Raw genomic sequence first — 25107 nt, 5'->3', positions numbered from 1 at the left:
CGCGCGTCAGACCGGCGCAGGCTCGTGCTCGACCGGTCCAAGCCGCCAGGGTCCGCCGCCGAGCAGCTGCAGTTGCTGCTCGTGATGCTGTTCGACCGTGGGCCGGTGACTGACGCTGACCACGACGCACTCGGGCAGCTCGCTGCGCAGCAATTGGTAGAGCGCGTACTCCAGCCCCTCGTCGAGCGCCGAGGTGGCCTCGTCGAGGAAAACGGCCTTCGGCTTGGTGAGCAGGATGCGGGCAAACGCGACGCGCTGCTGCTCTCCGGGGGAAAGCACCCGGGCCCAATCCTGTTCCTCGTCAAGCCGATTGATCAACGGCGCCAGCGACACCTTGGCGAGCACGTCGCGCAGTTCGTCGTCGGAGACGCCGTCCGGCGAGTTGGGGTAGCACACCACCGTGCGCAGGCTGCCCAGCGGAACGTAGGGCAACTGCGACAGGAACATCGTCGCGTTGTCGCCATCGGGTCGGCACAGCGTTCCCGATGCGTACGGCCACAACTCGGCCAGGCTGCGCAGCAGCGTCGTCTTGCCGGCTCCCGAGCGCCCGGTGATCACCAGCGAGTCGCCGTCGTCCAACTGCACGTACAGCGGGTCGATCAGCCGGTCGCCCGCGGGTGTGCGCACCTCGACGTCGCGGAGCTCGACGGTCGCCGCCTCGCTCGGCTTGACCAGCATGGTCGGCAGCGCGCGGCCCCGGGCGTTGGCGTCGACCAGCCCGTACAGCCGGATGATCGCCGCCCGGAAGGCCGCGAACGCGTCGTAGTTGTTGCGGAAGAACGACAGCGAATCCTGGATGTTGCCGAACGCCGTCGCGCTCTGGCCGACGTCGCCGAAGTCGATCCGGCCGGCGAACAGCCGCGGCGCCTGAATCACCCACGGCAGCGGGACGATCGCCTGCGACACCGACCAGTTCCAGCCGTTGAAGATGATGGTTCGCCGGACGAACTTGCGGTAGTTGTCGATGATCGGGGTGAAGCGCCGCCACAGCTGCGCCCGCTCGACGCGCTCGCCGCGGTAGAACCCCACGGCCTCGGCGGCGTCCCGCAATCGGACCAGGGCGTAGCGGAATGCGGCGTTGAGCTTTTCGTTGTTGAAGCTCAGCGCAATCAGGGGATGGCCCAACCAGATTGCGACCACCGTGGCCACCAAGACATAGACCAGAACGGTGAGGAACATCGCGCGCGGCACCTCGATGCCCCCGACGTTGAGGCTTCCGGACAACTCCCACAGGATCGCCGCGAACGAGATGACCGACGCCACGGCGTTGACGGCCCCGAACAGCAGGGTGCTGCCCGTCCCGTTGGACGGGATGTTCGGGGTGCCGCCGGCGTTGGCGGTGAAGATGTCGATGTCCTGCTGGATGCGCTGGTCGGGGTTGTCGATGGTGTTGTCGATGAACAGGTCTCGGTAGTAGGCCCTGCCGTCCAGCCAGTCGTCGGTCAGGTTGGCGGTCAGCCAGATGCGCCAGGCGATGATGAAGCGCTGCGTCAGGTAGATGTCGACCATGAACCGGATGACGTACAGGACCGCCAGCACGCTGAAGATCAGGATCGACATCCAGAAGCCATGCACGCCAGACTGTTTGACGTTCGCGTCGTCGGCGGCGATTCCCTGCACCGCCTTCTGGACCGCCGTGTAGAGGTCGTTGCCCTGGTAGCTGAGCAACACGGTCAGGCGCACCGACAGCAGCACCGACAGCAAAAGGACGCCCAGCATCAGCCACACCCGGACGCTCTGCGCCCCGACGAAGTAGCCACGGGTGATGCGCCAGAACTGCCGCCCCCAGGGCGTGGCATACCTGAACACCAGCAGGACGCCGACAAGACAGACTGCGCTGATCAACCAGGCGATGCCGACCCACCGCAGGGAATCCATCGGTGCCGCCGACCAGTCGATCGATGGCTTGAATGGCTTCGGGCCCATGGTCGATGTCTCCTTAAGCAACGGGGAATCCTCCGGCGAAGGTACCCGACGGTGGCCGATAGGCTGCGCCTATGAGCACCGACGCCGTCTCCACCGAAACATTGCACGCCGGCAGGCTCATCGCACGACGCCTGGCGGCCAGCGGTGTCGACACGCTCTTCACGTTGTCGGGCGGCCACCTGTTCTCCCTCTACGACGGGTGCCGCGACGAGGGCATCCGGCTGACCGACCCCCGCCACGAGCAGACCGCCGCTTTCGCCGCGGAGGGCTGGTCGAAGGTGACGCGGGTGCCCGGCGTGGCCGCACTCACCGCAGGTCCCGGTGTCACCAACGGGATGAGCGCGATGGCGGCCGCGCAGCAGAACCAGTCGCCGCTGGTGGTGCTCGGCGGCCGCGCGCCGGCTGGGCGGTGGGGCATGGGCTCGCTGCAGGAGATCGACCACGTGCCGTTCGTGGCCCCGCTGGCCCAGCTGCGGCCCGCGCTCGAGCGCGCCTTCGCCAGCGGCCTGCCCGCGGTCGTCAACGTGCTCACCGACCCGAACGTCGCCTACCCGCGCCGCTCCAATTTGGCGTGATCCGCACGCGCTCTCGCCGTCGGGCGGGTCGCGTACCGTTGACCTGTGTCCAAGACCACCCGCACCCAACCCGGCCGCCTGAGCAGCCGCTTCTGGCGGTTGCTGGGGGCCAGCACGGAGAAGAACCGCAGCCGATCCCTGGCGGACGTGACCGCCTCCTCGGACTACAACGAGGAGGCCGCCGGCCTCAGCGACGAGCAGCTGCGCAAGGCCACCGGGCTGCTCAAGCTCGGCGATCTCGCCGACTCGGAAGACATCCCGCAATTCCTGGCCATCGCGCGGGAGGCGGCCGAGCGGTCGACCGGGTTGCGCCCGTTCGACGTTCAGCTGCTCGGGGCGCTGCGCATGCTGGCCGGCGACGTGATCGAGATGGCCACCGGTGAGGGCAAGACGCTCTCGGGTGCGATCGCCGCGGCCGGATACGCCCTGGCCGGGCGCCACGTGCACGTGGTGACCATCAACGACTACCTCGCCCGCCGCGACGCGGAATGGATGAGCCCGCTGCTGAAGGCCATGGGCCTGACCGTCGGCTGGATCACCGCGGAGTCCACCAGCGAGGAGCGCAGGACGGCCTACGGCTGCGACGTCACCTACGCGTCTGTCAACGAGATCGGCTTCGACGTGCTGCGCGACCAGCTGGTGACCGACGTCGACGACCTCGTGTCGCCCAACCCCGACGTCGCCCTCATCGACGAGGCCGACTCGGTCCTGGTCGACGAGGCCCTGGTGCCCCTGGTGCTGGCGGGCACCAGCCACCGCGAGACGCCCCGGTTGGAGATCATCAAGCTGGTGGGCGAGCTGGAGGAGGGCGCCGACTACGACACCGACTCCGACAGCCGCAACGTCCACCTCACCGAGAGCGGGGCGCGCAAGGTCGAAAAGGCGCTCGGCGGCATCGATTTGTACTCCGAAGAGCACGTCGGCACCACCCTGACCGAGGTCAACGTCGCGCTGCACGCCCACGTGCTGCTGCAGCGCGACGTGCACTACATCGTGCGGGACGACGCGGTGCACCTGATCAACTCCTCGCGGGGGCGCATCGCGCAGCTGCAGCGCTGGCCCGACGGCCTGCAGGCGGCGGTCGAGGCCAAGGAGGGCATCGAGACCACCGAAACGGGGGAGGTGCTCGACACCATCACGGTGCAGGCGCTGATCAACCGCTACGCGACGGTGTGCGGCATGACCGGCACCGCCCTGGCCGCCGGCGAGCAGCTGCGCCAGTTCTACAACCTCGGGGTGTCGCCGATTCCCTCGAACAAGCCCAACATCCGCGAGGACGAGTCCGACCGGGTCTACATCACCGCGGCGGCCAAGAACGACGCCATCGTCGCGCACATCGCCGAGGTGCATGAGACCGGACAGCCGGTGCTCGTCGGCACCCGCGACGTCGCCGAATCCGAGGACCTGCACGAGCGGCTGCTGCGCCGCGGCGTCCCGGCCGTCGTGCTCAACGCGAAGAACGACGCCGAGGAGGCCAAGGTGATCGCCGACGCCGGCGAGTACGGCACGGTCACCGTCTCCACCCAGATGGCCGGGCGCGGCACCGACATCCGGCTGGGCGGGTCCGACGAAGCCGACCACGACCGCGTCGCGGAACTGGGCGGGCTGCACGTCGTCGGCACCGGCCGCCATCACACCGAGCGGCTCGACAACCAGCTGCGCGGGCGCGCCGGACGCCAGGGCGACCCGGGCTCGTCGGTGTTCTTCTCCAGTTGGGAAGACGACGTCGTCGCGGCCAACCTCGACCGCAACAAGTTGCCCATGGAGACCGACGAGGACGGCCGCATCACCAGCCCCAAGGCGGCCGGCATGCTCGATCACGCGCAAAGAGTGGCCGAGGGCCGGATGCTCGACGTGCACGCCAACACCTGGCGGTACAACCAGTTGATCGCCCAGCAGCGCGCCATCATCGTCGATCGGCGTAACACGTTGCTGCGCACCGCAACCGCGCGCGAGGAACTGGCGCAGCTGGCGCCCAAGCGGTACAAGGAACTCTCCGGGGACCTCTCCGAACAACAGCTGGAGAAGATCTGCCGGCTGATCATGCTCTACCACCTCGACCGCGGCTGGGCCGACCACCTGGCCTACCTGGCCGACATCCGAGAGAGCATCCACCTGCGGGCGCTGGGCCGGCAGAACCCGCTGGACGAGTTCCACCGGCTGGCCGTCGACGCGTTCGCGTCGCTGGCCGCCGACGCGATCGAGGCGGCGCAGCAGACGTTCGAAACCGCGAACGTGCTCGAGGAGGAGCAGGGCCTCGACTTGTCCAAGCTGGCGCGGCCGACGTCGACGTGGACCTACATGGTCAACGACAACCCGCTGTCCGACGACACGCTGTCCACCCTGAGCCTGCCCGGGGTGTTCCGGTAGGAACGCTTTCGAACGCCGAGCGTGCGTCCAGCCGCACGTTCGGCGCCCGGGCGCGTTAAGGTCACGGCTCATGGAGCCCGTGCTTCCGCCCGATCGGGTGCTGACGGTGCCCAACGCGCTGAGCGCCATCCGCCTGCTGCTCATCCCCGTCTTCATCTACGTCCTGCTGGTCGCGCACGCCAACGGCTGGGCCGTGGCGATCCTGATGTTCAGCGGCGCCTCCGACTGGGCCGACGGCAAGATCGCCCGGCTGCTCGACCAATCCTCGCGCCTCGGAGTGCTGCTCGACCCCGCCGTCGACCGGCTCTACATGGTCACCGTTCCGGTGGTGCTGGCGCTCGACGGCATCGTGCCGTGGTGGTTCGTCATCGTGCTGCTGGCCCGCGACGGTCTGCTGGCCGCGACGCTGCCGCTGCTGAGGAGTCGCGGCCTGTCCGCCCTGCCGGTCACCTACATCGGCAAGGCCGCGACGTTCGCGTTGATGTCCGGCTTCCCGCTGGTGCTGCTGGGAACCTGGAACGCGTTGTGGAGCCGGGTGGTGGGGGCCTGCGGCTGGGCCTTCCTGGGATGGGGTTTGTATGCCTACTTGTGGGCGTTCGTGCTGTACGCGGTGCAGATGACGCTGGTGTTGCGCCGGATGCCCAGGACGAAAGAGCATGGGCGCCAACCGGTCACGGGTCAGGCGAGCGATCATGGCTGACCGGGACCGTCTGCTCGGGGGCTACGACCCCAACGCCGGACGCAGCGCCCACGTGGCGTCCCGCCCGACCCTGATCCCGGTGCCCTCGTTGCTGCGCGCGCTGTTGTCCGAGCACCTCGATCCCGGCTATGCGGCCGCAGCCGCCAAACGGGCCGCCGTCGCCCAGGCCCGCTCGGTGGCCCCCGGGGTGCGCACCGCGCAGCAGCTGCTGGTGCGAAACGTGCGCTCGACCGAGGCCGCCGCCACCGGGCTCGCCCAGCGCCGCGGGGCGCTGGCCACCCGCGTCGACGAGGTGCAGCGCCTGGCGCTGACCGACGACGCCGAGGGCCAGCGGCTGCTGGGCCGCCTCGACGCGCTCAGCCTGGCCGCGGCCAGCAGGCCGATCATCGGCCCGGGCCTGACGGTGACCGTGACCGACCCCGGTGCCGGACCGAACCTGTCCGACGTCTCCAAGCAGCGGGTCAACGGCAGCCGCCAGATCATCCTCGACCGCGACCTGCAGCTGGTCGTCAACTCGTTGTGGGCCAGCGGCGCCGAGGCCGTCTCCGTCGGCGGGGTCCGCATCGGCCCCGACGTGACAATCCGCCAGGCCGGCGGCGCGATCCTGGTCGACAACACCCCGACGGGCAGCCCGTACGCCATCTTGGCGGTCGGCCCGCCGAACGCGATGCGGGACGCGTTCGACCGCAGCGCCGGCTTGCAGCGCCTGCGGCTGCTGGAGGTGTCCTACGGTGTCGGCGTGACCGTGAACGTCAGCGACGGCCTCTCGCTGCCGGCCGGATCGGTCCGCGAGCTGAAATTCGCCAAACCGATTGGGCCGCAATGACACACAGGGAGGGCCGACCATGATCGGCATTGCGGCGCTGGTGATCGGGATCGTGCTGGGCCTGATCTTTCACCCGGCGGTTCCCGAGGCGGTCCAGCCGTATCTGCCGATCGCGGTGGTGGCCGCGCTCGACGCCGTCTTCGGCGGGCTGCGCGCCTACCTCGAACGGATCTTCGACCCGAAGGTGTTCGTGGTCTCGTTCGTGTTCAACGTCCTGGTGGCCGCCCTGATCGTCTACGTCGGCGACCAGCTCGGTGTCGGCACGCAGTTGTCGACGGCCATCATCGTCGTGCTGGGCATCCGCATCTTCGGCAACGCCGCCGCGCTGCGGCGGCGGCTGTTCGGGGCATGACGACGGGCGGGGACATGACCGACATGGGCGACACGAGCGAGATGAGCCAGGATCCGCCGGACCGCGCGGGCCGGGAAAACGACAGCCCGGAGCACAACGCGGCCGTCCAGCGCGGCCGCCACGAGTTGCCGGCGAAAGGCCCGGAGATCGGGCGCCGCAACCGCCTGTCGGCGCTGGCCCAGGGCGGCCGCTCCCGCCTGACCTTCGGCGTGCTGGCGATCCTGCTCTGCCTGGCCCTCGGGGTCGGCATCGCCACCCAGGTCCGCCAGACCCGGACGGGGGACTCGCTGGACACCGCCCGCCCCGCCGACCTGTTGGTGCTGCTCGATTCGTTGCGCCAGCGCGAGGCGACGCTCAACACCGAAGTCAGCGAGCTGCAGAACACGCTGAATTCGCTTCAGGCGTCCGGCAATAGCGACCAGGCCGCCATCCAGGCCGCGCAGGCGCGGCTGGCCGCCCTCTCGGTCCTGGCCGGCTCCGTCGGCGCCACCGGGCCCGGCGTCACCGTCACGATCGAGGACCCGGGCCCGGGCGTTTCGCCCGAGGCGATGCTCGACGTGATCAACGAATTGCGCGCCGCCGGCGCCGAGGCGATCGAGATCAACGACCCCCACCAGTCCGTGCGGGTGGGCGTCGACACCTGGGTGCTCGGCACCCCGGGCTCGCTGATCGTCGACACCAGGACGCTGGCGCCCCCGTATTCGATTCTGGCCATTGGCGATCCACCGACCCTGGCCGCCGCCATGAACATTCCCGGCGGCGCGGAGGACAGCGTCAAGCGCGTCGGCGCGCGGATGTCCGTGCAGCAGGCGAACCGCGTGGATGTGACCACCTTGCGGCAACCAAAACCGCACCAATACGCTCAGCCCGTCAAGTGAGCAAGCCGACCAGAACAGGACTACTCGTGAGCGATATCCCGTCCGACCTGTACTACACCGCCGAGCACGAGTGGGTTCGCCGCAGCGGTGATGACGTCGCCCGGGTGGGAATCACCGACTTTGCGCAGTCGGCCCTCGGCGATGTCGTCTTCGTGCAGCTGCCCGACGTGGGCACCCAACTGACCGCCGGGGAGTCGTTCGGTGAGGTGGAGTCCACGAAATCGGTGTCCGACCTCTACGCCCCGGTCTCGGGCACGGTGGTCGCGGTGAACGGGGAGCTGGAAGGCAGCCCCCAACTGGTCAATTCGGACCCGTACGGGGCCGGCTGGCTGCTCGACGTCAAGGTCGGCGACCCCGCCGACTTGCAGGCGGCCATCGCGTCGCTGCACGACGCAGAGGCATACCGCGGAACGTTGACCGAATGACGGTTGCTAGTGTCCCTGCCAGCCCGCGCGGCAACACGAACAGCGCCGCGGGCCCGCGGGGTCAGCAGGGGGTTCCGGGCCACGCCTGGGGGAAGTCGGGCAATCGGGCTTTCGATCCCTGCGTGGTGGGGACATTGCCCACCAGTGCGCGGTACGGTCGACACACAGGAGAGCGGCAGGCAGTCAGGGATCGGCCATACCGGGCGACGAGAACTCAGTGAGGAATCAGCCGGCCGAGCGGCCCGGTCAGACAACGCCACAGCGGCCAGTGAGGAGCAGCGCGTGACGGACATGGATAACGACCAGACTTCCGACGAAGTCACCGTTGAGACGACGTCGGTCTTCAGAGCCGACTTCCTCAACGAACTGGACGCTCCCGCGCAGGCGGGGGCCGAGAGCGCGGTGTCCGGCGTCGAGGGGCTGCCGGCGGGCTCGGCGTTGCTGGTCGTCAAGCGGGGACCGAACGCGGGGTCGCGCTTCCTGCTGGATCAGCCCGTCACGTCCGCGGGCCGGCATCCCGACAGCGACATCTTCCTCGACGACGTCACCGTCAGCCGCCGTCATGCCGAATTCCGCTTGGAGAGCAACGAATTCCATGTCGTCGACGTCGGTAGCCTGAACGGCACCTACGTCAACCGCGAACCGGTGGACTCGGCCGTCCTCGCCAACGGCGACGAGGTGCAGATCGGCAAGTTCCGCCTGGTCTTTCTGACCGGACCCAAGCAGGGCGACGACGACGGAGGATCTTCGGGCTAGTGACCGCACCGGATAGCCCGCCGCTGGCAGGGATGTCGATCGGGGCGGTCCTGGAGCTGCTGAGGCCCGATTTCCCCGATGTCACCATCTCCAAGATCCGGTTCCTGGAGGCCGAGGGACTGGTGACGCCGCAGCGCGCCGCGTCGGGCTATCGCAGGTTCACCGCGTACGACTGCGCGCGGTTGCGGTTCATCCTCACCGCGCAGCGCGACCATTACCTGCCCCTGAAGGTGATCAGGGCGCAGTTGGACGCCCAGCCTGACGGTGAACTGCCCCCGTTCGGATCGCCTTACGGCGTACCGCGATTGGTCTCGGTGCCGGGAACGTCCGCGCCGGCGGGCCCGGAGGCCGCCGAGGCGGCGGCGCCGGCCTCGGCCCATGTCCGGCTGAGCCGTGAGGACGTGCTGGAGCGCTCGGGCGTCGACGCCGATCTGCTGACGGCGCTGCTCAAGGCCGGGGTGATCACCACCGGCCCGGGCGGCTTCTTCGACGAGCAGGCCGTCGTGATCCTGCAGTGCGCCCGGGCGCTGTCGGACTACGGCGTGGAGCCGCGCCACCTGCGCGCCTTCCGCTCGGCGGCCGACCGACAGTCCGACCTGATCGCCCAAATCGCCGGGCCGGTAGTCAAAGCCGGCAAGGCCGGGGCCCGCGACCGCGCCGACGACCTGGTGCGTGAGGTGGCCGCGCTCGCGATCACGTTGCACACGTCGTTGGTCAAATCCGCCGTTCGCGACGTACTCCATCGCTGAGGACTAGACTTCGTTCGACGGGCTCGGTTTCGTCGTCGGGCCGAGTGCGCGTCGGACACGGCAGCAATTGCGGAGGGCGGACACAGATGGGTGAAGTTCGTGTTGTCGGCATTCGCGTCGAGCAGCCGCAAAACCAACCGGTGTTGTTGCTGCGCGAGGCGAACGGGGACCGATACCTGCCGATCTGGATCGGTCAGTCGGAGGCCGCCGCGATCGCGCTCGAACAGCAGGGCGTCGAGCCACCTCGCCCGCTGACCCACGACTTGATCAGGGATATCATTGCGGCGCTTGGCCATTCGCTCAAAGAAGTGCGCATCGTGGACCTGCAGGAGGGCACCTTCTACGCGGACCTCATCTTCGATCGCAACATCACCGTGTCGGCCCGGCCGTCGGACTCGGTGGCCATCGCGCTGCGGGTCGGCGTCCCGATCTACGTCGAGGAGGCCGTGCTCGCCCAGGCCGGCCTGTTGATCCCCGATGAGAGCGACGAGGAGGGCGGCACCGCCGTGCGCGAGGACGAGGTGGAGAAATTCAAGGAATTCCTCGACAGCGTCTCCCCGGACGATTTCAAGGCGACCTGAACCGTGTCGATGCTGGTCGCGGCCCATTTCGCCGCGGCCACTGCGCCCGTCGACGACATCACGGATCCGTCTCAACTGGCGCCCCGATGTCGACACGCCTGGCGGATAGCGCGCCCACTGCGCCCGGCGGCGGCCATAATTTGAGCACCACACAAGGCGCGGCAGCTACCGAACAGCGTAAGCTCTTCAGCACTCGGGCCTGAGCAAACGTGGCTGCGCGGCAGCCAGGACGCAGCTAGTAACGAGAGCGCGATCGGCGAGAGGAACCACCGTGAGCGACCAGCCACGTCAAGAGCAACTGGATCTTGCTGACCCGGCGAACGCCGCGGGCAGCGAATCCGCGGTCACCGCGACGAGCGCCCCCGTGCAGCCCGGGCTGTTTCCCGACGATTCCGTTCCCGACGAGCTCGTCGGCTACCGCGGGCCCAGCGCCTGCCAGATCGCCGGCATCACCTACCGCCAGCTCGACTACTGGGCCCGGACGTCGTTGGTGGTCCCCTCGATCCGCAGCGCGGCCGGATCCGGCAGCCAACGGCTGTATTCGTTCAAGGACATCCTGGTGCTCAAGATCGTCAAGCGGCTGCTCGACACCGGCATCTCGCTGCACAACATCCGGGTGGCCGTCGACCACCTGCGTCAGCGCGGCGTGCAGGACCTGGCCAACATCACGCTGTTCTCCGACGGCACCACGGTCTACGAGTGCACCTCGGCCGAAGAGGTCGTCGACCTGCTGCAGGGCGGGCAGGGCGTGTTCGGCATCGCCGTGTCCGGCGCCATGCGGGAGCTGACCGGCGTGATCGCCGACTTCCCCGGCGAGCGCGCCGACGGCGGCGAGTCCATCGCGGCCCCGGAGGACGAGCTCGCGTCGCGGCGGAAACACCGCGACCGCAAGATCGGCTGACTGCGCCGCCACGCGCCCCCGGCGCTAAACTGGACAACGCGTCGCACTCGAGCGGGAGAGTCCCGTGGCCACCAGCTACGGGCGCCGAAGGAGCAACACCTCTCCGTCAACCTCTCAGGCACCCGGACCGCACGAGTTAACGACGCCTCTGGAAAGCGGTGGTGACACACCCGCCGATGGGGAAAGGCGTTCGGACACTTCTCCGGCGCCGAATCTCTCAGGCACCCGGCGCACGGGTGAAGACAGAGGGAGAGGGCCGCTAGTGCTGTGTTCTCGTCCGTCCTAGTCGCCCCTTTGCCCGCCAGGAGTGCCGCCCGTGCCCGACCAATCCTCTTTCGCCGCCCGCCACATCGGACCCGACAACCGTGCCGTCGCGGCCATGCTCGCCGTCGTCGGCGTGGACACCCTCGACGAGCTGGCGGCCAAGGCCGTCCCGCAGGCGATCCTCGACCGGCTCACCGAAACCGGCGCCGCGCCGGGCCTCGACCGACTGCCCCCGGCCGCCACCGAGGCCGAGGCGCTGGCCGAGCTGCGGGCGCTGGCCGACGCCAACACCGTCGCCGTGTCGATGATCGGGCAGGGCTACTACGACACGTTCACCCCGCCCGTGCTGTTGCGCAACATCCTGGAGAACCCGGCCTGGTACACCGCCTACACCCCGTACCAGCCGGAGATCAGCCAGGGCCGGCTGGAGGCGCTGCTGAACTTCCAGACGATGGTCTGCGACCTCACCGGGCTCGAGGTCGCCAACGCGTCCATGCTCGACGAGGGCACCGCGGCCGCCGAGGCCATGACCCTGCTGCACCGCGCGGCCCGGGGCGCGTCGAACCGCCTCGCCGTGGACGTCGACGTGTTCGCCCAGACCGCGGCCGTGCTGGCGACCCGGGCGCAACCGTTGGGCATCGAGATCGTCAGCGCCGACCTGCGCGACGGCCTGCCGGACGGCGAGTTCTTCGGCGTCATCGCGCAGTTGCCCGGGGCCAGCGGGCGGATCACCGACTGGGCGGCCCTGGTGTCCCAGGCCCACGACAGGGGCGCGCTGGTCGCCGTGGGCGCCGACCTGCTGGCCCTGACCCTGATCACGCCGCCCGGCGAGATCGGCGCCGACGTCGCCTTCGGAACCACCCAAAGATTCGGCGTGCCAATGGGATTCGGCGGCCCACATGCCGGCTACCTGGCTGTGCATGCCAAGCATGCCCGCCAGCTGCCGGGCCGCCTGGTCGGGGTGTCGATGGACGCCGACGGCTCGCCGGCCTACCGGTTGGCCCTGCAGACGCGCGAGCAGCACATCCGCCGCGACAAGGCGACGAGCAACATCTGCACCGCGCAAGTGCTGCTGGCGGTGATGGCGGCCATGTATGCCAGCTACCACGGCGCCGAGGGGCTGACCGAGATCGCCCGCCGAGTGCACTCGCATGCCGAGGCGATCGCTTCGGCGCTGGGATCGGCTCTGGTGCACGACGCGTACTTCGACACCGTGCTGGCGCGCGTGCCGGGCCGCGCCGACGAGGTGCTGGCCGCGGCGAAGGCGAACGGCGTCAACCTGTGGCGCGTCGACGCCGATCATGTGTCGGTCGCCTGTGACGAGACGACGACCGACGAGCACGTGGCGATCGTTCTCCGGGCGTTCGGCGTCGCGGCCGTCGAGCCGGTCTGCGCCGGCATCGTGAACCGCACCTCGGAGTTCCTCACCCACCCCGCCTTCACCCAGTACCGCACCGAGACCGCGATGATGCGTTACCTGCGCACGCTGGCGGACAAGGATATTGCGTTGGACCGCAGCATGATTCCGCTGGGCTCGTGCACGATGAAGCTCAACGCGGCCGCCGAGATGGAACCGATCACCTGGCCGGAGTTCGCTCGTCAGCATCCGTTCGGGCCGGCGTCCGACACCCCGGGACTCCGCCGGCTCATCGAGGACCTGGAGACCTGGCTGGTGGACATTACCGGGTACGACGCCGTCTCGCTGCAACCCAACGCCGGCTCACAGGGCGAGTACGCCGGGCTGTTGGCGATCCACGACTACCACGCCGACCGAGGCGAACCGCACCGCGACATCTGCCTGATCCCGTCCAGCGCGCACGGCACCAACGCGGCGTCGGCGGCGCTGGCCGGCATGCGGGTGGTCGTGGTGGCCTGCCACGACAACGGCGACGTCGACCTGGACGACCTGCGCGCCAAGGTCGTCGAACACGGCGACCGGCTCTCGGCGTTGATGATCACCTACCCCTCCACGCACGGCGTCTACGAGCACGACATCGCCGACATCTGCGCGGCCGTGCACGACGCCGGCGGCCAGGTGTACGTCGACGGCGCCAACCTCAACGCCCTTGTGGGCCTTGCCCGCCCGGGCAAGTTCGGCGGCGACGTGAGCCACTTGAACCTGCACAAGACGTTCTGCATTCCGCACGGCGGCGGGGGACCGGGCGTCGGGCCGGTGGCGGTGCGCTCGCACCTGGCGCCGTTCTTGCCGGGGCACCCGTTCGCCCCGGAATTGCCGCACGGACACCCGGTTTCGTCGGCGGCGTACGGGTCGGCCTCGATCCTGCCGATCAGCTGGGCCTACATCCGGATGATGGGGGCCGAGGGCCTGCGGGCGGCGTCGCTGACCGCGATCGCCTCGGCCAACTACATCGCCCGGCGCCTCGACGAGTACTTCCCGGTGCTCTACACGGGCGAGAACGGCATGGTCGCCCACGAGTGCATCCTGGATCTGCGCGGCATCACCAAGGCTACCGGTGTGACCGTCGACGATGTCGCAAAGCGATTGGCGGACTACGGTTTTCACGCGCCGACGATGAGCTTCCCGGTGGCCGGGACCCTGATGGTCGAGCCGACCGAAAGTGAGACCCTGACCGAGGTCGACGCCTTCTGCGAGGCGATGATCTCGATCCGCCGCGAGATCGACCGCGTCGGGTCCGGGGAGTGGCCCGTCGACGACAATCCACTGCGGGGAGCGCCGCACACCGCCGAGTGCCTGCTGGTGTCCGACTGGGATCACCCGTACACCCGCGAAGAGGCCGCCTATCCGCTCGGCAAGAGCTTCCGGCCCAAGGTGTGGCCGCCGGTGCGCCGCATCGACGGCGCCTACGGCGACCGGCATCTGGTCTGCTCCTGCCCGCCGGTGGAAGCGTTCGCGTAGTTCCGGGCGGGTCGAAAACCGGAGAGCGGCATCCAATGAACGACGAAGACCTTGTCCTACACCAGATCCGCTGGGCGAAGCTGGCCGCCGACGTGGGCGCGGAAGTCGTTTCGCTGCCGTTGATCTGGACGGGACGTCGCACCCCGGGTCTCGCCGTTCACTTCCTCATCCCGGCCGTGGCCTCGGCGTTCCTGCTGCGCGCGGACAACACGCGGCTTCGCTCGACCCGACGCGGCAAGTACGTGCTGGAGCACATGCCCCCGAGCGCGCAGGCGGTGCGCCTGGTCGGCGACGTCGTCATGACGGTGGGCGCGTGGCGACGCGATGCCCGGCTGATCGCCGCGGGCGTTCTCGTCGTGGTCGCCGGCTGGTCACACGGCCTGATCGTGCGGGCGCCGGCCCCGCCAAGCCGCTGACGCGGCGCCGTGTCGGTGGGCCCGGTTACCATCGCACGTATGTTCGAGACTTTGGCCGTGGTGGACCCGACGGCCGATGAGGCCGCGCTGGTGCAGCGCATCGCGGTGTTGGAACGGGTCAAGTCTGCCGCGGCGGCCGGCCAGGCCCGGGCCGCCCTGGATGCGGCGCGGCGGGCGGCGGAGGCGGCCGCGGGAATACCGGCCGCACGGCGCGGCCGCGGCGTGGCCAGCGAGGTCGCGCTGGCGCGACGAGATTCCCCGGCACGCGGCAGCCGGCACCTCGGGTTCGCCAAGGCCCTGGTGCGCGAGATGCCGCACACGCTGGCCGCCCTCGAATCCGGGGTGCTCTCCGAATGGCGGGCCACGCTGATCGTGCGCGAGAGCGCGTGCCTGGACGTCGAAGACCGCCGCACGCTCGATGCCGAAATGTGCGCCGATCCGGCGACGCTCGAAGGAAAGGGCGACGCCCGAATCGCCGCTTCCGCGAAGGCGATCGCGTATCGATTGGACCCGCACGCCGTGGTCGATCGTGCGGCGAAGGCCGAGAACGAACGCTCGGTAACGATCCGGCCGGCCCCGGACACGATGACCTACCTGACCGCCTTGCTGCCCGTGGCGCAGGGTGTCGCGGCGTACGCGGCACTCAAGCGCGCCGCCGACACCTGCTGCGACGGACGGGCCCGCGGGCAGGTGATGGCCGACACCCTCGTCGAGCGCATCACCGGGCGTGACGCGGCGATCCCCATCCCGATCTCCATCAACCTGGTGATGACCGACGAGACACTGCTGGGCGGCGACAACACGCCGGCGGATATCGCCGGCTACGGGCCCGTCCCGGCCGCGGTCGCGCGCTCGATGGTCTCGCGCGCCGCCGACGACCCACGCTCGCGCGCAACGCTGCGCCGGCTCTACGCCCACCCCCGCGGTGGGGCGCTGGTGGCCATGGAGTCCCGCGCGCGCATATTTCCGCGCGGCCTGGCGGCCTTCATCGATCTGCGCGACGGGCGGTGCCGCACCCCGTACTGCGACGCGCCGATCCGGCACCGCGATCACGCGCAGCCCTGGGCCGGCGGCGGGCGCACCACCGCGGCCAACGGGCTCGGTTCGTGCGAAAGCTGCAACTACGCCAAAGAGGCGCCGGGTTGGCGGGTGAACACCAGCGTCGGCGAGGACCACACGCACACCGCGGTATTCACCACACCGACGGGGGCCAGCTACCGGTCGACGGCCCCGCCGCGCGCACCGACGATCACCGTCAGCCAGCTCGAAATCCGGGTCGGCGTCGAACTGGCCAGGCACGCAGCCTAGGGAATCAAGCGGGTCACCCGAAGCGCGCGGCTATGGCACGGGCGATCTCGTCGGGCGCATCCTCCTGGATGAAGTGCTTGGCGTCGGGCAATTCGACGAGCACATGGTCGGGAAAGGCCGCGCGCATCCTGGGCAGCGTGGGGCCGGGCCGGAACGCGAAGTCCTTCATGCCCCAGACGAACAGCGCCGGTTTGGCGCCGAGCTTGGCCGGCACTTCCTCGGCCAGCCGCGCGAGCAGGGCATGGGCGGCCATGATCTGTTTCGGCATCTCGGCCACGCCCCTGCGCGACTCCGGGTCCGGCTGCACGGCCCGGTAGTGCTCCATGACCTCGGCGGTGGGCCGGGCCCGGGTCCCGGCCGGGATCAGTCGTTCGACGAAGAAGTTGCGGTGCAGGATCGCGTATTGCATTGGGGGACTGGACATCACCCAACTGAACAGCTTTGTGCTCAGCGTGTCCGTCGGCCAGAACCAGGTGTTGCCCAACACGACGCCCAGCACCCGGTCGGCCCGCTGCACCGCGACCGCCATGCTGATGGGCCCGCCCCAGTCCTGGCCCATGGTGAGGTAGCCGTCGAGACCGAGGTGATCGACGAACTCGCCGACCACCCGCGCGTGTTGGTCGATTTTGTAGCCGAATCCCGAAGGCCGGTCCGACAGGCCGAACCCGAGGTAATCCGGTGCGATGCAACGGAAACGGTCGCGCAGCGCGGTGACGATGTTGCGGTACAGGAAGCTCCAGGTCGGGTTGCCGTGGCACAGCAGCAGCGGCGGACCCTCGCCCTCGTCGATGTAGTGGATGCGTCCCTGCGAGCTGTCGAACCAGCGCGACTCGAACGGGTACAGCCGCGGATCGGGGGTGAAGTTGATGCTCATTGCGCTCCTTCGCTACCGGTGCCGATGCTATCCGCGTCGCGGCCTCGAGGCGATCGAGGCGCAGCGCGCCCGGACGCCGACGGACGCACCCTGCGGGAGTGAGGCCGGTCAGCTCAGATAGTTGTTGATCGCCGCGGCGAGGTCGGGGGACGCCGAGGTGGCCAGGTTCTGGTAGCCGCCGCCGCTGAGTTGCGCCACGGCCTGCCAGGTCGCCCGGTCCGGGTCGTTGCCGATGTCGATGACGTTGACGGCGATCGGCTTGGCCGGGTCGGCGCTCTTGCGGATGAAGTCCTGCAGCCCGGGCCCGTCCAGGCTCTGGTCGGTGTGCGGCCCCGAGGTGATCACCAGGATCGAATTAGCCTGCCCCGCAACATATTTAGCCTGCACGTCCTGGTACAACATGCGCAGCGTGGTGAACGACACCGCGCCGCCGGCCGACGAGTACTGCTTGTCCAGCGCGGCGCTGAGCGCGGCCGCCCGCGGCTGTCCACTGCCAGGACTGACGGGGTCGGACAGCGGCCCGCTCGCCACCTCCGAGCGGCCCTCGTGACCGTCGAAGGTCCACAGACCCAGGATGGCGGTCGGCGGCAGCGCCTTGATCTTGTCCTGGAGCGCCGCAATCACGTTGGCCAGCCGAGTCTTACCGCCTTCGTCCCCGGGCATCGACTGGTCGAGCATGATCGTCGCGGCCATCCCGCTCGCCGGGGCGGCCATGGCTTCGGCCAGCGTCGCGCGCATGCCGTCGTCGCCCACCGACAGCGTGTCGGGCAGCGCCGGGAAGCTGGTGACCGGGCTGCTCGGCGGCTTGACCCCGTTCACCCGGAAACCGGCCTTGGCCAGCTTGGCGAGCTGCTCGGGCTTGCGCAGGAAGCGGGCGAATTCGCTGGCGGCCGAGGTCTGCTCGGGCGTCAGCCACGACCCGCTGAGCAGGACGGTGGGGTAGTCGGCCACCGGCACCGGCCCGGGCGGCAACCAGAAACCCAACGCGCCCTTGGCATCCGGTAGCGACTGCCCGCGCTGGTACAGCTGCTGCTCGGTGGTGACCACCGCGTGCACCGGCGCGCCGGCCCGATCGCCGGGCTTCAGCAGCGCGTTCATCGCCTCGCCGGCCAGGAACGAGGCGTCGCCGTTGCCGCCCATGGGCAGCGCCAGCCGCAACGATCCCCAGGCCGGCAGGTTCACCGCGGCCAATCCGTTGGGGTTTGTCTGCAGGCCGGGCAGCGCGGCCCAGCTCTGGTTGCCCAGGGCCTGCGAGAGCTCCGGCCGCACCGCGAGCACGACCGGCGACGTCACCAGCGAGCGGCTGTCGGTGATGAGCTTCTGCCCCCCGGGCTGAGCGGCCGCCGAAAGCCGCGCCGCCGAAATCGAACTGCCCGGAACCCACAGCGCGGGCTGCGCGCCCAGCTCGGCGGGCCACTTGCCGACGAATCCGCCCAGCACGGCGTCGGCTCCGGAAGGCTTGACGCCGACCACCATGCAGTGGTCGCCGACGGGGCCCTCCGTCGCGTTGAAGCCTTCCGCCAGCTGCTGCACGGCGTCGGCGATGGACGGGTCGGCGATGACCGCGACGGACTCCTTGCCGCCCACGCACCGTCCGGCCGCCTGGTGGGACCGGTTGGACAGCGCGTCGCCGAAGAAGCTCCACAGGATCACGGTGCCCACCACCACGACGACGGCGACCAGGGCCACGATCACGCCGATGCTCACGCCGCGGCGCCCGCCCTCGCTGCGGTGACCGCCCCGCCAGTCGCCGAGCCCCCGGTGGCCGGCCCGCCCGAACAGCGACGGCGAAGGCTGCGCAGGCTCCGAGCTGGCCGGCTGTCGCGGGGGGAACTCCGGGTAGTCGGACGACTCCTCGGGTTGGGTCGGTTCGGCGGTGTCGGGAGTGGTTTCGTCGACGGGGTCGTCAGGGTCGGGCATGCTGTGCCTACCCATAGTGGTGCCCGCCGCCTTTCAGTCGACTCATCTTTGACGCACTACCGATTCAGGCCCCCGCGGCACGCGCCTTCAGCTCGCGCCGGCGCCGATGCAGGATCGGTTCGGTGTAGCCGTTCGGCTGCTGGGTTCCGGACAGGATCAGGTCCTGGGCGGCCAGGAACGCGATGCTGTCGTCGAAGTTGGGCGCCATCGGACGGTAGCCCCGGTCGCCCGCGTTCTGCTCGTCAACGATCGGGGCCATCCGCTCGAGGCTGGCGCGCACGTCCTCGGCGGTGATGACACCGTGGCGCAACCAGTTGGCCAGCAGCTGGCTGGAGATGCGCAGGGTCGCGCGGTCCTCCATCAGCGCGACGTTGTGGATGTCGGGCACCTTCGAGCAGCCGACGCCCTGGTCGATCCAGCGCACCACGTAGCCGAGGATGGACTGGCAGTTGTTGTCGACCTCCTCGCGGATCTCCTCCGGCGCCCAGGCCAGCTCCTTGGCCAGCGGGATGGTGAGCAGCTCCTCGATGGTCGTGCGGGTCTTGCCCTGCAGTTCCTCCTGGACCGCGCCCACGTCGACGTAGTGGTAGTGCATGGCGTGGAGGGTGGCCGCGGTGGGCGACGGCACCCACGCGGTCGTGGCGCCGGCCTTCGGCTGGCCGATCTTCTGCTCGACCATGTCGGCCATCAGTTCGGTCATGGCCCACATGCCCTTGCCGATCTGGGCCTTGCCCTTGAAGCCGGCGGCCAGGCCGGTGTCGACGTTGGCGTCCTCGTAGGCCTTGATCCACGCGGTGTTCTTCATCGCGCCCTTGCGGATCATCGGACCCGCCTCCATCGACGTGTGGATCTCGTCGCCGGTGCGGTCCAGGAAGCCGGTGTTGATGAAGACGACGCGGTCGGCGGCCGCCTTGATGCACGCCTTGAGGTTGAGCGTGGTGCGGCGCTCCTCGTCCATGATGCCGACCTTCATCGTGCCCTGCGGCAGTCCGAGAACGTCCTCGACGCGGCTGAACAGCTCGCAGGTGAAGGCCACCTCGTCGGGCCCGTGCATCTTGGGCTTGACGATGTAGATGGATCCGGTGCGGCTGTTGGTCAGCGGGCCGTTGGCGTCACCGGTCTTGAGCCCGTGGATGGCGGTCACCCCGGTGAACAACGCGTCCATGATGCCTTCGAAGATCTCCCGTTCCTGGTCGCCCTCGCCGACGACGATCGCGTCGTTCGTCATCAGGTGACCGACGTTGCGGACGAACATCAGGCTGCGACCCGGCAGGGTCAGCTCGCCGCCGTCCGGGGTGGTGTAGGTGCGGTCCTGGTTCAGCACCCGGGTGAACGTCTTGCCGTCCTTGTCGACCGACTCCGACAGGTCACCCCGGTTCAGGCCGAGCCAGTTGCGGTAGCCGAGCACCTTGTCGTCGGCGTCGACGGCGGCCACCGAGTCCTCGAAGTCCATGATCGTGGTCACCGCCGACTCCAGGATCACGTCCTTGATGCCGGCGCGGTCGGTGCTCCCGACCGGCGATCCCGGGTCGATCTGGATCTCGATGTGCAGGCCGTGATTGACCAGCAGCACCGACCAGCTGGGCGAGCCGAGGTCCCCGCTGTAACCGACGAACTTCTCGGGGCCGGCCAGGCCGGTGGACTCTGACCCGGTTTCGGAGCCGAGCGCGATCCGCAGTTGGCCGTCCTCGATGCTCAGGCCCGTCGCGTCGGCCCACGACCCGGCCTCCAGCGGCACGGCCTCGTCGAGGAACGTGCGGGCGTAGGCGATCACCTTGTCGCCGCGGACCTTGTTGTAGCTCGACCCCTTCTCGGCGCCGTCGTCCTCCGGGATCACGTCGGTGCCGTACAGCGCGTCATAAAGCGAGCCCCAGCGGGCGTTTGCCGCGTTCAGCGCGAACCGGGCGTTGAGGACGGGCACCACCAGCTGCGGGCCGGCGGTCGTCGTGATCTCGTCGTCGACTCCGGAGGTGGTGATGGTGAAGTCGTCGGGCGCGGGCAGCAGGTACCCGATCTGGGTGAGGAACTCGCGATACTCCCCGATGTCCAGCGGCTGGATGACGCGCTGGCGGTGCCACTTGTCGATCTGGGCCTGCAGCTCGTCGCGGCGGGCCAGCAAATCCTCGTTCTGCGGGGTGAGGTCCGCGACCACCTTGTCGACGCCGGCCCAGAAGCTGTCGGGGTCGATGTCGGTGCCGGGCAGGGCCTCGTTGTTCACGAAGTCGTAGAGCACTCGGGCGACCCGCAAGTTCCCCACCGACACGCGATCAGTCATTTCTCTCCTCCATAATGGGCCGAGTAGCAACTCATCGGCCCCGTCACGGGCATCGTGGTCAGCCTACCGACCGGTCCCGTCGCAATCGTCATCCGGCCAGACAAACAGGGGCTGGTCAGACCGCGTAACCGCGCCCGTGGCGCTTCCCTGCCCTTTCTTGACCGGAAGCCGTTGGCGATGATACGGGCCGGGTCAGGAGGCCTCGCGGAAGGCGCCGACGAGGTCCTCCACCAGGTCCTCCATGGCCACCATCGCCACGACGCCGCTGCCGCCGTCGGTCACCAGCGCCAAATGGCTGTTGCTGCGGCGCATCCGGGACAGGGCGTCGGCGAGCGGCAGCGACCTGGGCAGCCGCGGCAGCGGGCGCACCACGGCCAGGTCGATGACGGTCTGCGGCTCGTCCACGAGCGTCAGCACATCCTTGATGTGCAGGTAGCCGACGAACGCGCCGTCGGTGCCCGTCACGGGGAACCGGGAGTAGCCGGTGCGGGCCAGGGCCTCCTCGACCGCACCCACCCGCGGGCCGGAGCCGGCCGCGGCCACCGGGATCGCGACCACGTCGGCCAGCGGGACCGCCACGTCGCCGACGACGCGCGTGCGCAGCTGCAGCGCCCGCGTCAGCCTGCTGTGCTCCTCCGGATCGAGCAGGCCCTCGGAGGTGGATTCGGCGATCATCTGGCTGAGCTCCGCGTGCGAGACGGTGATGTCGAGCTCGTCCTTGGGTTCGACGCCCATCGCGCGCAGCACCAGGTTGGCGCACTTGTTGTAGAAGACGATGAACGGGCGGGCCGCCCGCACGCAGACCAGGTAGGGCGGGACCAGCAGCATCGCCGTCCGCTCCGGGCCGGCCAGGGCGATGTTCTTGGGGACCATCTCGCCCAGCAGCACGTGCAGCGTCACCACGATCGCCAGCGCGATCGCGAACGACAGCGTGTGCAGCAGCGCCGGGGGGATGCCGGTCAGGCCGAGGGCGGTGCGCAGCACGTCGGCGACCGCCGCCTCGCCGATCCGCCCGAGCAGCAGCGAGGCGACCGTGACGCCCAGTTGGGAGCCCGCCAGCATCGATGGGAGTTGCTCCCCGGCCCGGATCACGGTCACGGCCCCGGCTTTGCCCTGCTCGGCCAGCGCCTCGAGCCGGTCGCGCCGAGCCGAGATGAGCGAGAACTCGGCCCCGACGAAGAAGGCGTTGACGCCGATCAGCGCCAGGGCCAGCAGCATGCCGAGGGCGTTGCCCATCAGTGGTCCCGCTCCCCGGCGTGCTCGCCCGCACCGTCGAGTTCGGTGAGTTCGAGCAGGTCGATCCGGCGCCCGTCCATCCGGACCACGCGGGCCTGCCAGCGCAGGGAGGTGTCCAGCAGGCCGTCGGGGTTCAGCGCCGGCAGCTCCACCACCTCGCCGGGCGAGGGGATGTGCCCGATTTCCCGCAGCGCCAGCCCCCCGATCGTCTCGTACGGCCCCTCGGGGGCCCGGTAACCGATGGCCGTGGCCACCTCGTCGATGCGCAGCAGGCCCGAGACCCGCCAGCCCTCGCCGGCGGGCAGCACGTCGGGCGTGGCGTCGTCATGTTCGTCGCGGACGTCGCCAACGATCTCCTCGATGAGGTCCTCGACGGTCACCATGCCCGCGGTGCCGCCGTATTCGTCGACGACCATGGCGGTTTGCAGGGCGTTGGCCCGGATCTCGGCCATCACCGCGTCGCCGTCCAGGGTGGAGGGGACGACGGGAACGGGCTGCGCGATCGTCGTCAGCTGGGTGCGCGGGCGGTCGGCGCGCGGAATCGCGAACACTTGCTTGACGTGCACGATCCCGATGGTCTCGTCGAGGTCGCCGTCGACGACGGGGAAGCGGGAGAACCCGGATTCGGCGGCCGCGTCGACCAGGTCGGCGACGGTGTCGTCGGTCTGCAGCGCGACGATCTTCGAGCGCGGCGTCATCAGCTCCTCGGCCGTCCGGTCGCCGAACTGCAGGGATCGCCGCACCAGCGCGGCGGTGGCCGCGTCCAGCGCGCCGCTGCGCGCCGAGAACCGCACCAGCGACAACAGCTCCTGCGGCGACCGCGCCGAGCGCAGCTCCTCGGCCGGTTCGACGCCCAGCTTGCGGACGATCCAGTTCGCCGCGCCGTTCGTCAGGCGGATGGCCGGGGTGAACAGCAGCGAGAACAGCGACTGGGGGCCGACCACCGCCCGGGCGGTCGACATGGGACGCGCCACCGCAAGGTATTTCGGGACCAGCTCGCCGAACACCATCGACACCGAGGTCACGATCACCACGGCCAGCAACGCCATGATGCCGTCGGCCACCCGGTCGGGGATGCCGAGCGCGTCGAACCACGGATGCGGCAGGTCGGCCACCATCGGATCGGTCAGGTAGCCGGCCGCCAACGTCGTCGCCGATATCCCCAATTGGGCGCCGGACAACTCGAACGACAGCCGCTGCTGGGCGTGCCTGATCAGGCGGTCGCGGCGCCCGCCCCCGCGCGCGTTGGCCTCCACGATGCTGCTGTCCAGCGTCGTCAGCGAGAACTCGGCGGCCACGAAGACGGCGTTGCCCACGATGAGCAGCGCGATGGCCAGGACGCTGGCGAGGGTGGCGGTCACGTTCATGACGGGTCCCGCGCCTGCGGCACGTCATCCCTTTCCATCGATGCCGCGCAGCGCTGTGCTGCGCGTGAATTCACATGCTAGCCAACGCCGGGCCGGGGACCCGCAACGGTTGTCAGCGTTTCACCAGCCCAGGGGCAGCGGATGCCCCTCGGCGAAGCCCGCGCCGGACTGCACGCCGACGACCGCGCGCTCGTGCAGCTCGGCCAGCGTGGAGGCGCCGACGTAGGTGCACGTGCTGCGCACGCCGGCGGTGATGTGGTCGATCAGGTCCTCGACGCCGCCGCGGTCGGGATCCAGGTCCATCCGCGACGTCGAGATGCCCTCCTCGAACAGCGCCTTGCGGGCGCGGTCGAAGGCGGTGTCGGCGCCGGTGCGGGCGACGACGGCCCGCTTGGACGCCATGCCGTAGCTCTCCTTGTACGGCCGGTTGTCACGGTCGCGCAGGAGGTCGCCGGGCGATTCGTAGGTGCCGGCGAACCAGGACCCGATCATCACGTTCGACGCCCCGGCCGCCAGCGCCAGCGCCACGTCGCGGGGGTGCCGGATGCCGCCGTCGGCCCACACATGGCCACCGAGTTCCCTTGCGGCCGAAGCACATTCGAGCACTGCGGAGAACTGCGGGCGCCCGACGCCGGTCATCATCCGGGTGGTGCACATCGCGCCGGGGCCCACGCCGACCTTGACGATGCTCGCGCCGGCCTCCAGCAGGTCACGGGTGCCGTCGGCCGTCACCACGTTGCCCGCCGCCAGCGGGACGCCCAGGTCCAGGGAGGCGACCACCCTGATCGCCTCCAGCGTCTTGACCTGGTGCCCGTGGGCCGTGTCGATCACCAGCACGTCGGCGCCGGCCTCGACCAACGACCGCGCCCTGGCGCCCACGTCGCCGTTGATGCCGACGGGTCGGTGGCCGGCGTGTACAGGCCGGCGCGGATCGCGCCGGTGCGCGTCAGCACCCCGGCCAGGGTGCCGTCGTGATGGGTCACCACCGCGACCCCCGCGTGCTCGAGCAGGTCGAAGATCTTGCGCGGCTCGGCACCGGACGGGGCGGTCACGAAATCCGTCACCGCGACGTCGCGCACCCGCGTGAAGCGGTCCACGCCCAGGCACGACGCCTCGCGCACCAGGCCGATCGGGCGTCCCTCGAAGGCGACGACGGCGACGCCGTGGGCCCGCTTGTGGATCAGCGCGATCGCGTCGGACACCGAGTCGTCGGGCGCCAGCACCACCGGGGTGTCGAGCACCAGGTCGCGGCTCTTGACGAACTCCACCGTCTGCTGCACCGCGGTGATCGGCAGGTCCTGCGGCAGGATCACGATGCCCCCGCGCCGGGCCACCGTCTCGGCCATCCGCCGCCCGGCCACCGCGGTCATGTTGGCGACCACGACGGGGATCGTGGTGCCCGAGCCGTCGGTGGTGGACAGGTCGACGTCGAAGCGCGACGCGACGTCCGACCGGTTGGGCATGATGAACACGTCGTTGTAGGTCAGGTCGTGCGCCGGTGAGTGGCCGTCCAGGAACTTCATCGTTACC

The 25107-nt window shown here is 69.8% G+C and carries 19 protein-coding genes, 2 pseudogenes and 2 riboswitches; of the genes and pseudogenes, 14 read left to right on the top strand and 7 right to left on the bottom strand.

What is annotated here, in order from left to right; translation table 11 throughout:
- Positions 1-6: 6 nt before the first annotated feature.
- The gene (gene bacA / locus BN971_RS03920; protein WP_085182380.1) at positions 7-1926 is read right to left on the bottom strand and encodes a vitamin B12 ABC transporter pemease/ATP-binding protein BacA; all 1920 of its coding nucleotides are present in this window, start codon (positions 1924-1926) and stop codon (positions 7-9) included.
- A 71-nt stretch (positions 1927-1997) separates the two neighbouring features.
- Here bacA and BN971_RS03915 point away from each other — a divergent pair.
- The 14 genes and pseudogenes from BN971_RS03915 to BN971_RS03850 form a co-directional block, all read left to right on the top strand.
- Positions 1998-2435 (top strand): annotated as a pseudogene (locus tag BN971_RS03915) (thiamine pyrophosphate-binding protein); the annotation flags it as partial.
- 111 nt (positions 2436-2546) lie between these two features.
- Entirely contained in the window at positions 2547-4871 is a 2325-nt protein-coding gene (gene secA2 / locus BN971_RS03910) for an accessory Sec system translocase SecA2 (RefSeq protein ID WP_085182382.1), read from the top strand.
- Between the two features lie 70 nt (positions 4872-4941).
- Positions 4942-5571 (top strand): CDP-alcohol phosphatidyltransferase family protein, encoded by a 630-nt coding sequence (locus tag BN971_RS03905; protein WP_085182383.1) that lies wholly within the window; start codon positions 4942-4944, stop codon positions 5569-5571.
- Positions 5564-6397: a DUF881 domain-containing protein gene (locus BN971_RS03900; RefSeq protein WP_090349811.1), complete on the top strand. Its 834-nt coding sequence runs from the start codon at positions 5564-5566 to the stop codon at positions 6395-6397. Before BN971_RS03905 ends, BN971_RS03900 begins: the two co-directional genes overlap by 8 nt.
- A 19-nt stretch (positions 6398-6416) precedes the next feature.
- Positions 6417-6749: a small basic family protein gene (locus BN971_RS03895; RefSeq protein WP_085182385.1), complete on the top strand. Its 333-nt coding sequence runs from the start codon at positions 6417-6419 to the stop codon at positions 6747-6749.
- A gap of 41 nt (positions 6750-6790) precedes the next feature.
- Positions 6791-7627 (top strand): DUF881 domain-containing protein, encoded by an 837-nt coding sequence (locus BN971_RS03890; protein ID WP_085182453.1) that lies wholly within the window; start codon positions 6791-6793, stop codon positions 7625-7627.
- A gap of 26 nt (positions 7628-7653) precedes the next feature.
- A complete protein-coding gene (gene gcvH, locus BN971_RS03885; protein WP_085182386.1) occupies positions 7654-8052 on the top strand; it encodes a glycine cleavage system protein GcvH in 399 nt (132 codons plus the stop codon).
- A 291-nt stretch (positions 8053-8343) separates the two neighbouring features.
- A complete protein-coding gene (garA, locus tag BN971_RS03880; RefSeq protein ID WP_276011377.1) occupies positions 8344-8808 on the top strand; it encodes a glycogen accumulation regulator GarA in 465 nt (154 codons plus the stop codon).
- Positions 8808-9557, top strand: coding sequence for a transcriptional regulator FtsR (gene ftsR / locus BN971_RS03875; protein WP_085182388.1), 750 nt, complete (start codon positions 8808-8810; stop codon positions 9555-9557). The genes garA and ftsR overlap by 1 nt, the downstream gene beginning before the upstream one ends.
- Before the next feature lie 86 nt (positions 9558-9643).
- Positions 9644-10138 carry a bifunctional nuclease family protein gene (locus BN971_RS03870; RefSeq protein ID WP_085182389.1) on the top strand — a complete coding sequence of 165 codons (495 nt, stop codon included), beginning with the start codon at positions 9644-9646 and terminating at the stop codon, positions 10136-10138.
- Between the two features lie 271 nt (positions 10139-10409).
- Positions 10410-11039 (top strand): MerR family transcriptional regulator, encoded by a 630-nt coding sequence (locus BN971_RS03865; RefSeq protein ID WP_085182390.1) that lies wholly within the window; start codon positions 10410-10412, stop codon positions 11037-11039.
- Between the two features lie 42 nt (positions 11040-11081).
- Positions 11082-11179, top strand: a riboswitch (glycine riboswitch).
- Positions 11180-11295, top strand: a riboswitch (glycine riboswitch). It begins immediately after the preceding riboswitch.
- Between the two features lie 60 nt (positions 11296-11355).
- Positions 11356-14181 (top strand): aminomethyl-transferring glycine dehydrogenase, encoded by a 2826-nt coding sequence (gene gcvP, locus BN971_RS03860; RefSeq protein WP_085182454.1) that lies wholly within the window; start codon positions 11356-11358, stop codon positions 14179-14181.
- A 35-nt stretch (positions 14182-14216) separates the two neighbouring features.
- Entirely contained in the window at positions 14217-14597 is a 381-nt protein-coding gene (locus tag BN971_RS03855) for a hypothetical protein (protein WP_085182391.1), read from the top strand.
- Between the two features lie 39 nt (positions 14598-14636).
- Positions 14637-15905, top strand: a complete 1269-nt coding sequence (locus BN971_RS03850) for an HNH endonuclease (protein WP_090349809.1) — start codon at positions 14637-14639, stop codon at positions 15903-15905.
- A gap of 13 nt (positions 15906-15918) precedes the next feature.
- Here the strand turns inward: BN971_RS03850 and BN971_RS03845 are convergent, their stop codons facing one another.
- The 6 genes and pseudogenes from BN971_RS03845 to BN971_RS24905 form a co-directional block, all read right to left on the bottom strand.
- Positions 15919-16779: a haloalkane dehalogenase gene (locus tag BN971_RS03845; protein ID WP_085182393.1), complete on the bottom strand. Its 861-nt coding sequence runs from the start codon at positions 16777-16779 to the stop codon at positions 15919-15921.
- Positions 16780-16887: 108 nt separating this feature from the next.
- Positions 16888-18714: a substrate-binding domain-containing protein gene (locus BN971_RS03840; RefSeq protein WP_090349807.1), complete on the bottom strand. Its 1827-nt coding sequence runs from the start codon at positions 18712-18714 to the stop codon at positions 16888-16890.
- A gap of 49 nt (positions 18715-18763) precedes the next feature.
- Positions 18764-20974, bottom strand: coding sequence for a malate synthase G (locus BN971_RS03835; RefSeq protein ID WP_085182395.1), 2211 nt, complete (start codon positions 20972-20974; stop codon positions 18764-18766).
- 192 nt (positions 20975-21166) lie between these two features.
- Positions 21167-22210, bottom strand: a complete 1044-nt coding sequence (locus BN971_RS03830; RefSeq protein WP_085182396.1) for a hemolysin family protein — start codon at positions 22208-22210, stop codon at positions 21167-21169.
- Positions 22210-23577: a hemolysin family protein gene (locus BN971_RS03825; RefSeq protein ID WP_085182397.1), complete on the bottom strand. Its 1368-nt coding sequence runs from the start codon at positions 23575-23577 to the stop codon at positions 22210-22212. The genes BN971_RS03830 and BN971_RS03825 overlap by 1 nt, the downstream gene beginning before the upstream one ends.
- 120 nt (positions 23578-23697) lie before the next feature.
- Positions 23698-25100, bottom strand: a pseudogene (locus BN971_RS24905) (GuaB1 family IMP dehydrogenase-related protein).
- Positions 25101-25107: the final 7 nt, after the last annotated feature.

It is taken from the genome of Mycobacterium bohemicum DSM 44277 (genome assembly GCF_001053185.1).
Taxonomy (GTDB): Bacteria; Actinomycetota; Actinomycetes; order Mycobacteriales; family Mycobacteriaceae; genus Mycobacterium; species Mycobacterium bohemicum.
The sequence above is the reverse complement of the archived record's forward strand: the minus strand, read 5'-3'. Positions and strand labels throughout refer to the sequence as shown.

Excerpts from the sequence above, each read along its gene's own strand:
- bacA (WP_085182380.1), bottom strand. The coding sequence starts at position 1,926 with ATGGGCCCGAAGCCATTCAAGCCATCGATCGACTGGTCGGCGGCACCG.
- BN971_RS03835 (WP_085182395.1), bottom strand. The coding sequence starts at position 20,974 with ATGACTGATCGCGTGTCGGTGGGGAACTTGCGGGTCGCCCGAGTGCTC.
- BN971_RS03825 (WP_085182397.1), bottom strand. The coding sequence starts at position 23,577 with ATGAACGTGACCGCCACCCTCGCCAGCGTCCTGGCCATCGCGCTGCTC.
- BN971_RS03890 (WP_085182453.1), top strand. The coding sequence starts at position 6,791 with ATGAGCCAGGATCCGCCGGACCGCGCGGGCCGGGAAAACGACAGCCCG.
- BN971_RS03895 (WP_085182385.1), top strand. The coding sequence starts at position 6,417 with ATGATCGGCATTGCGGCGCTGGTGATCGGGATCGTGCTGGGCCTGATC.
- BN971_RS03905 (WP_085182383.1), top strand. The coding sequence starts at position 4,942 with ATGGAGCCCGTGCTTCCGCCCGATCGGGTGCTGACGGTGCCCAACGCG.
- BN971_RS03850 (WP_090349809.1), top strand. The coding sequence starts at position 14,637 with ATGTTCGAGACTTTGGCCGTGGTGGACCCGACGGCCGATGAGGCCGCG.
- BN971_RS03870 (WP_085182389.1), top strand. The coding sequence starts at position 9,644 with ATGGGTGAAGTTCGTGTTGTCGGCATTCGCGTCGAGCAGCCGCAAAAC.
- BN971_RS03840 (WP_090349807.1), bottom strand. The coding sequence starts at position 18,714 with ATGGGTAGGCACAGCATGCCCGACCCTGACGACCCCGTCGACGAAACC.
- BN971_RS03845 (WP_085182393.1), bottom strand. The coding sequence starts at position 16,779 with ATGAGCATCAACTTCACCCCCGATCCGCGGCTGTACCCGTTCGAGTCG.
- BN971_RS03830 (WP_085182396.1), bottom strand. The coding sequence starts at position 22,210 with ATGGGCAACGCCCTCGGCATGCTGCTGGCCCTGGCGCTGATCGGCGTC.
- garA (WP_276011377.1), top strand. The coding sequence starts at position 8,344 with ATGGATAACGACCAGACTTCCGACGAAGTCACCGTTGAGACGACGTCG.
- BN971_RS03900 (WP_090349811.1), top strand. The coding sequence starts at position 5,564 with ATGGCTGACCGGGACCGTCTGCTCGGGGGCTACGACCCCAACGCCGGA.
- BN971_RS03855 (WP_085182391.1), top strand. The coding sequence starts at position 14,217 with ATGAACGACGAAGACCTTGTCCTACACCAGATCCGCTGGGCGAAGCTG.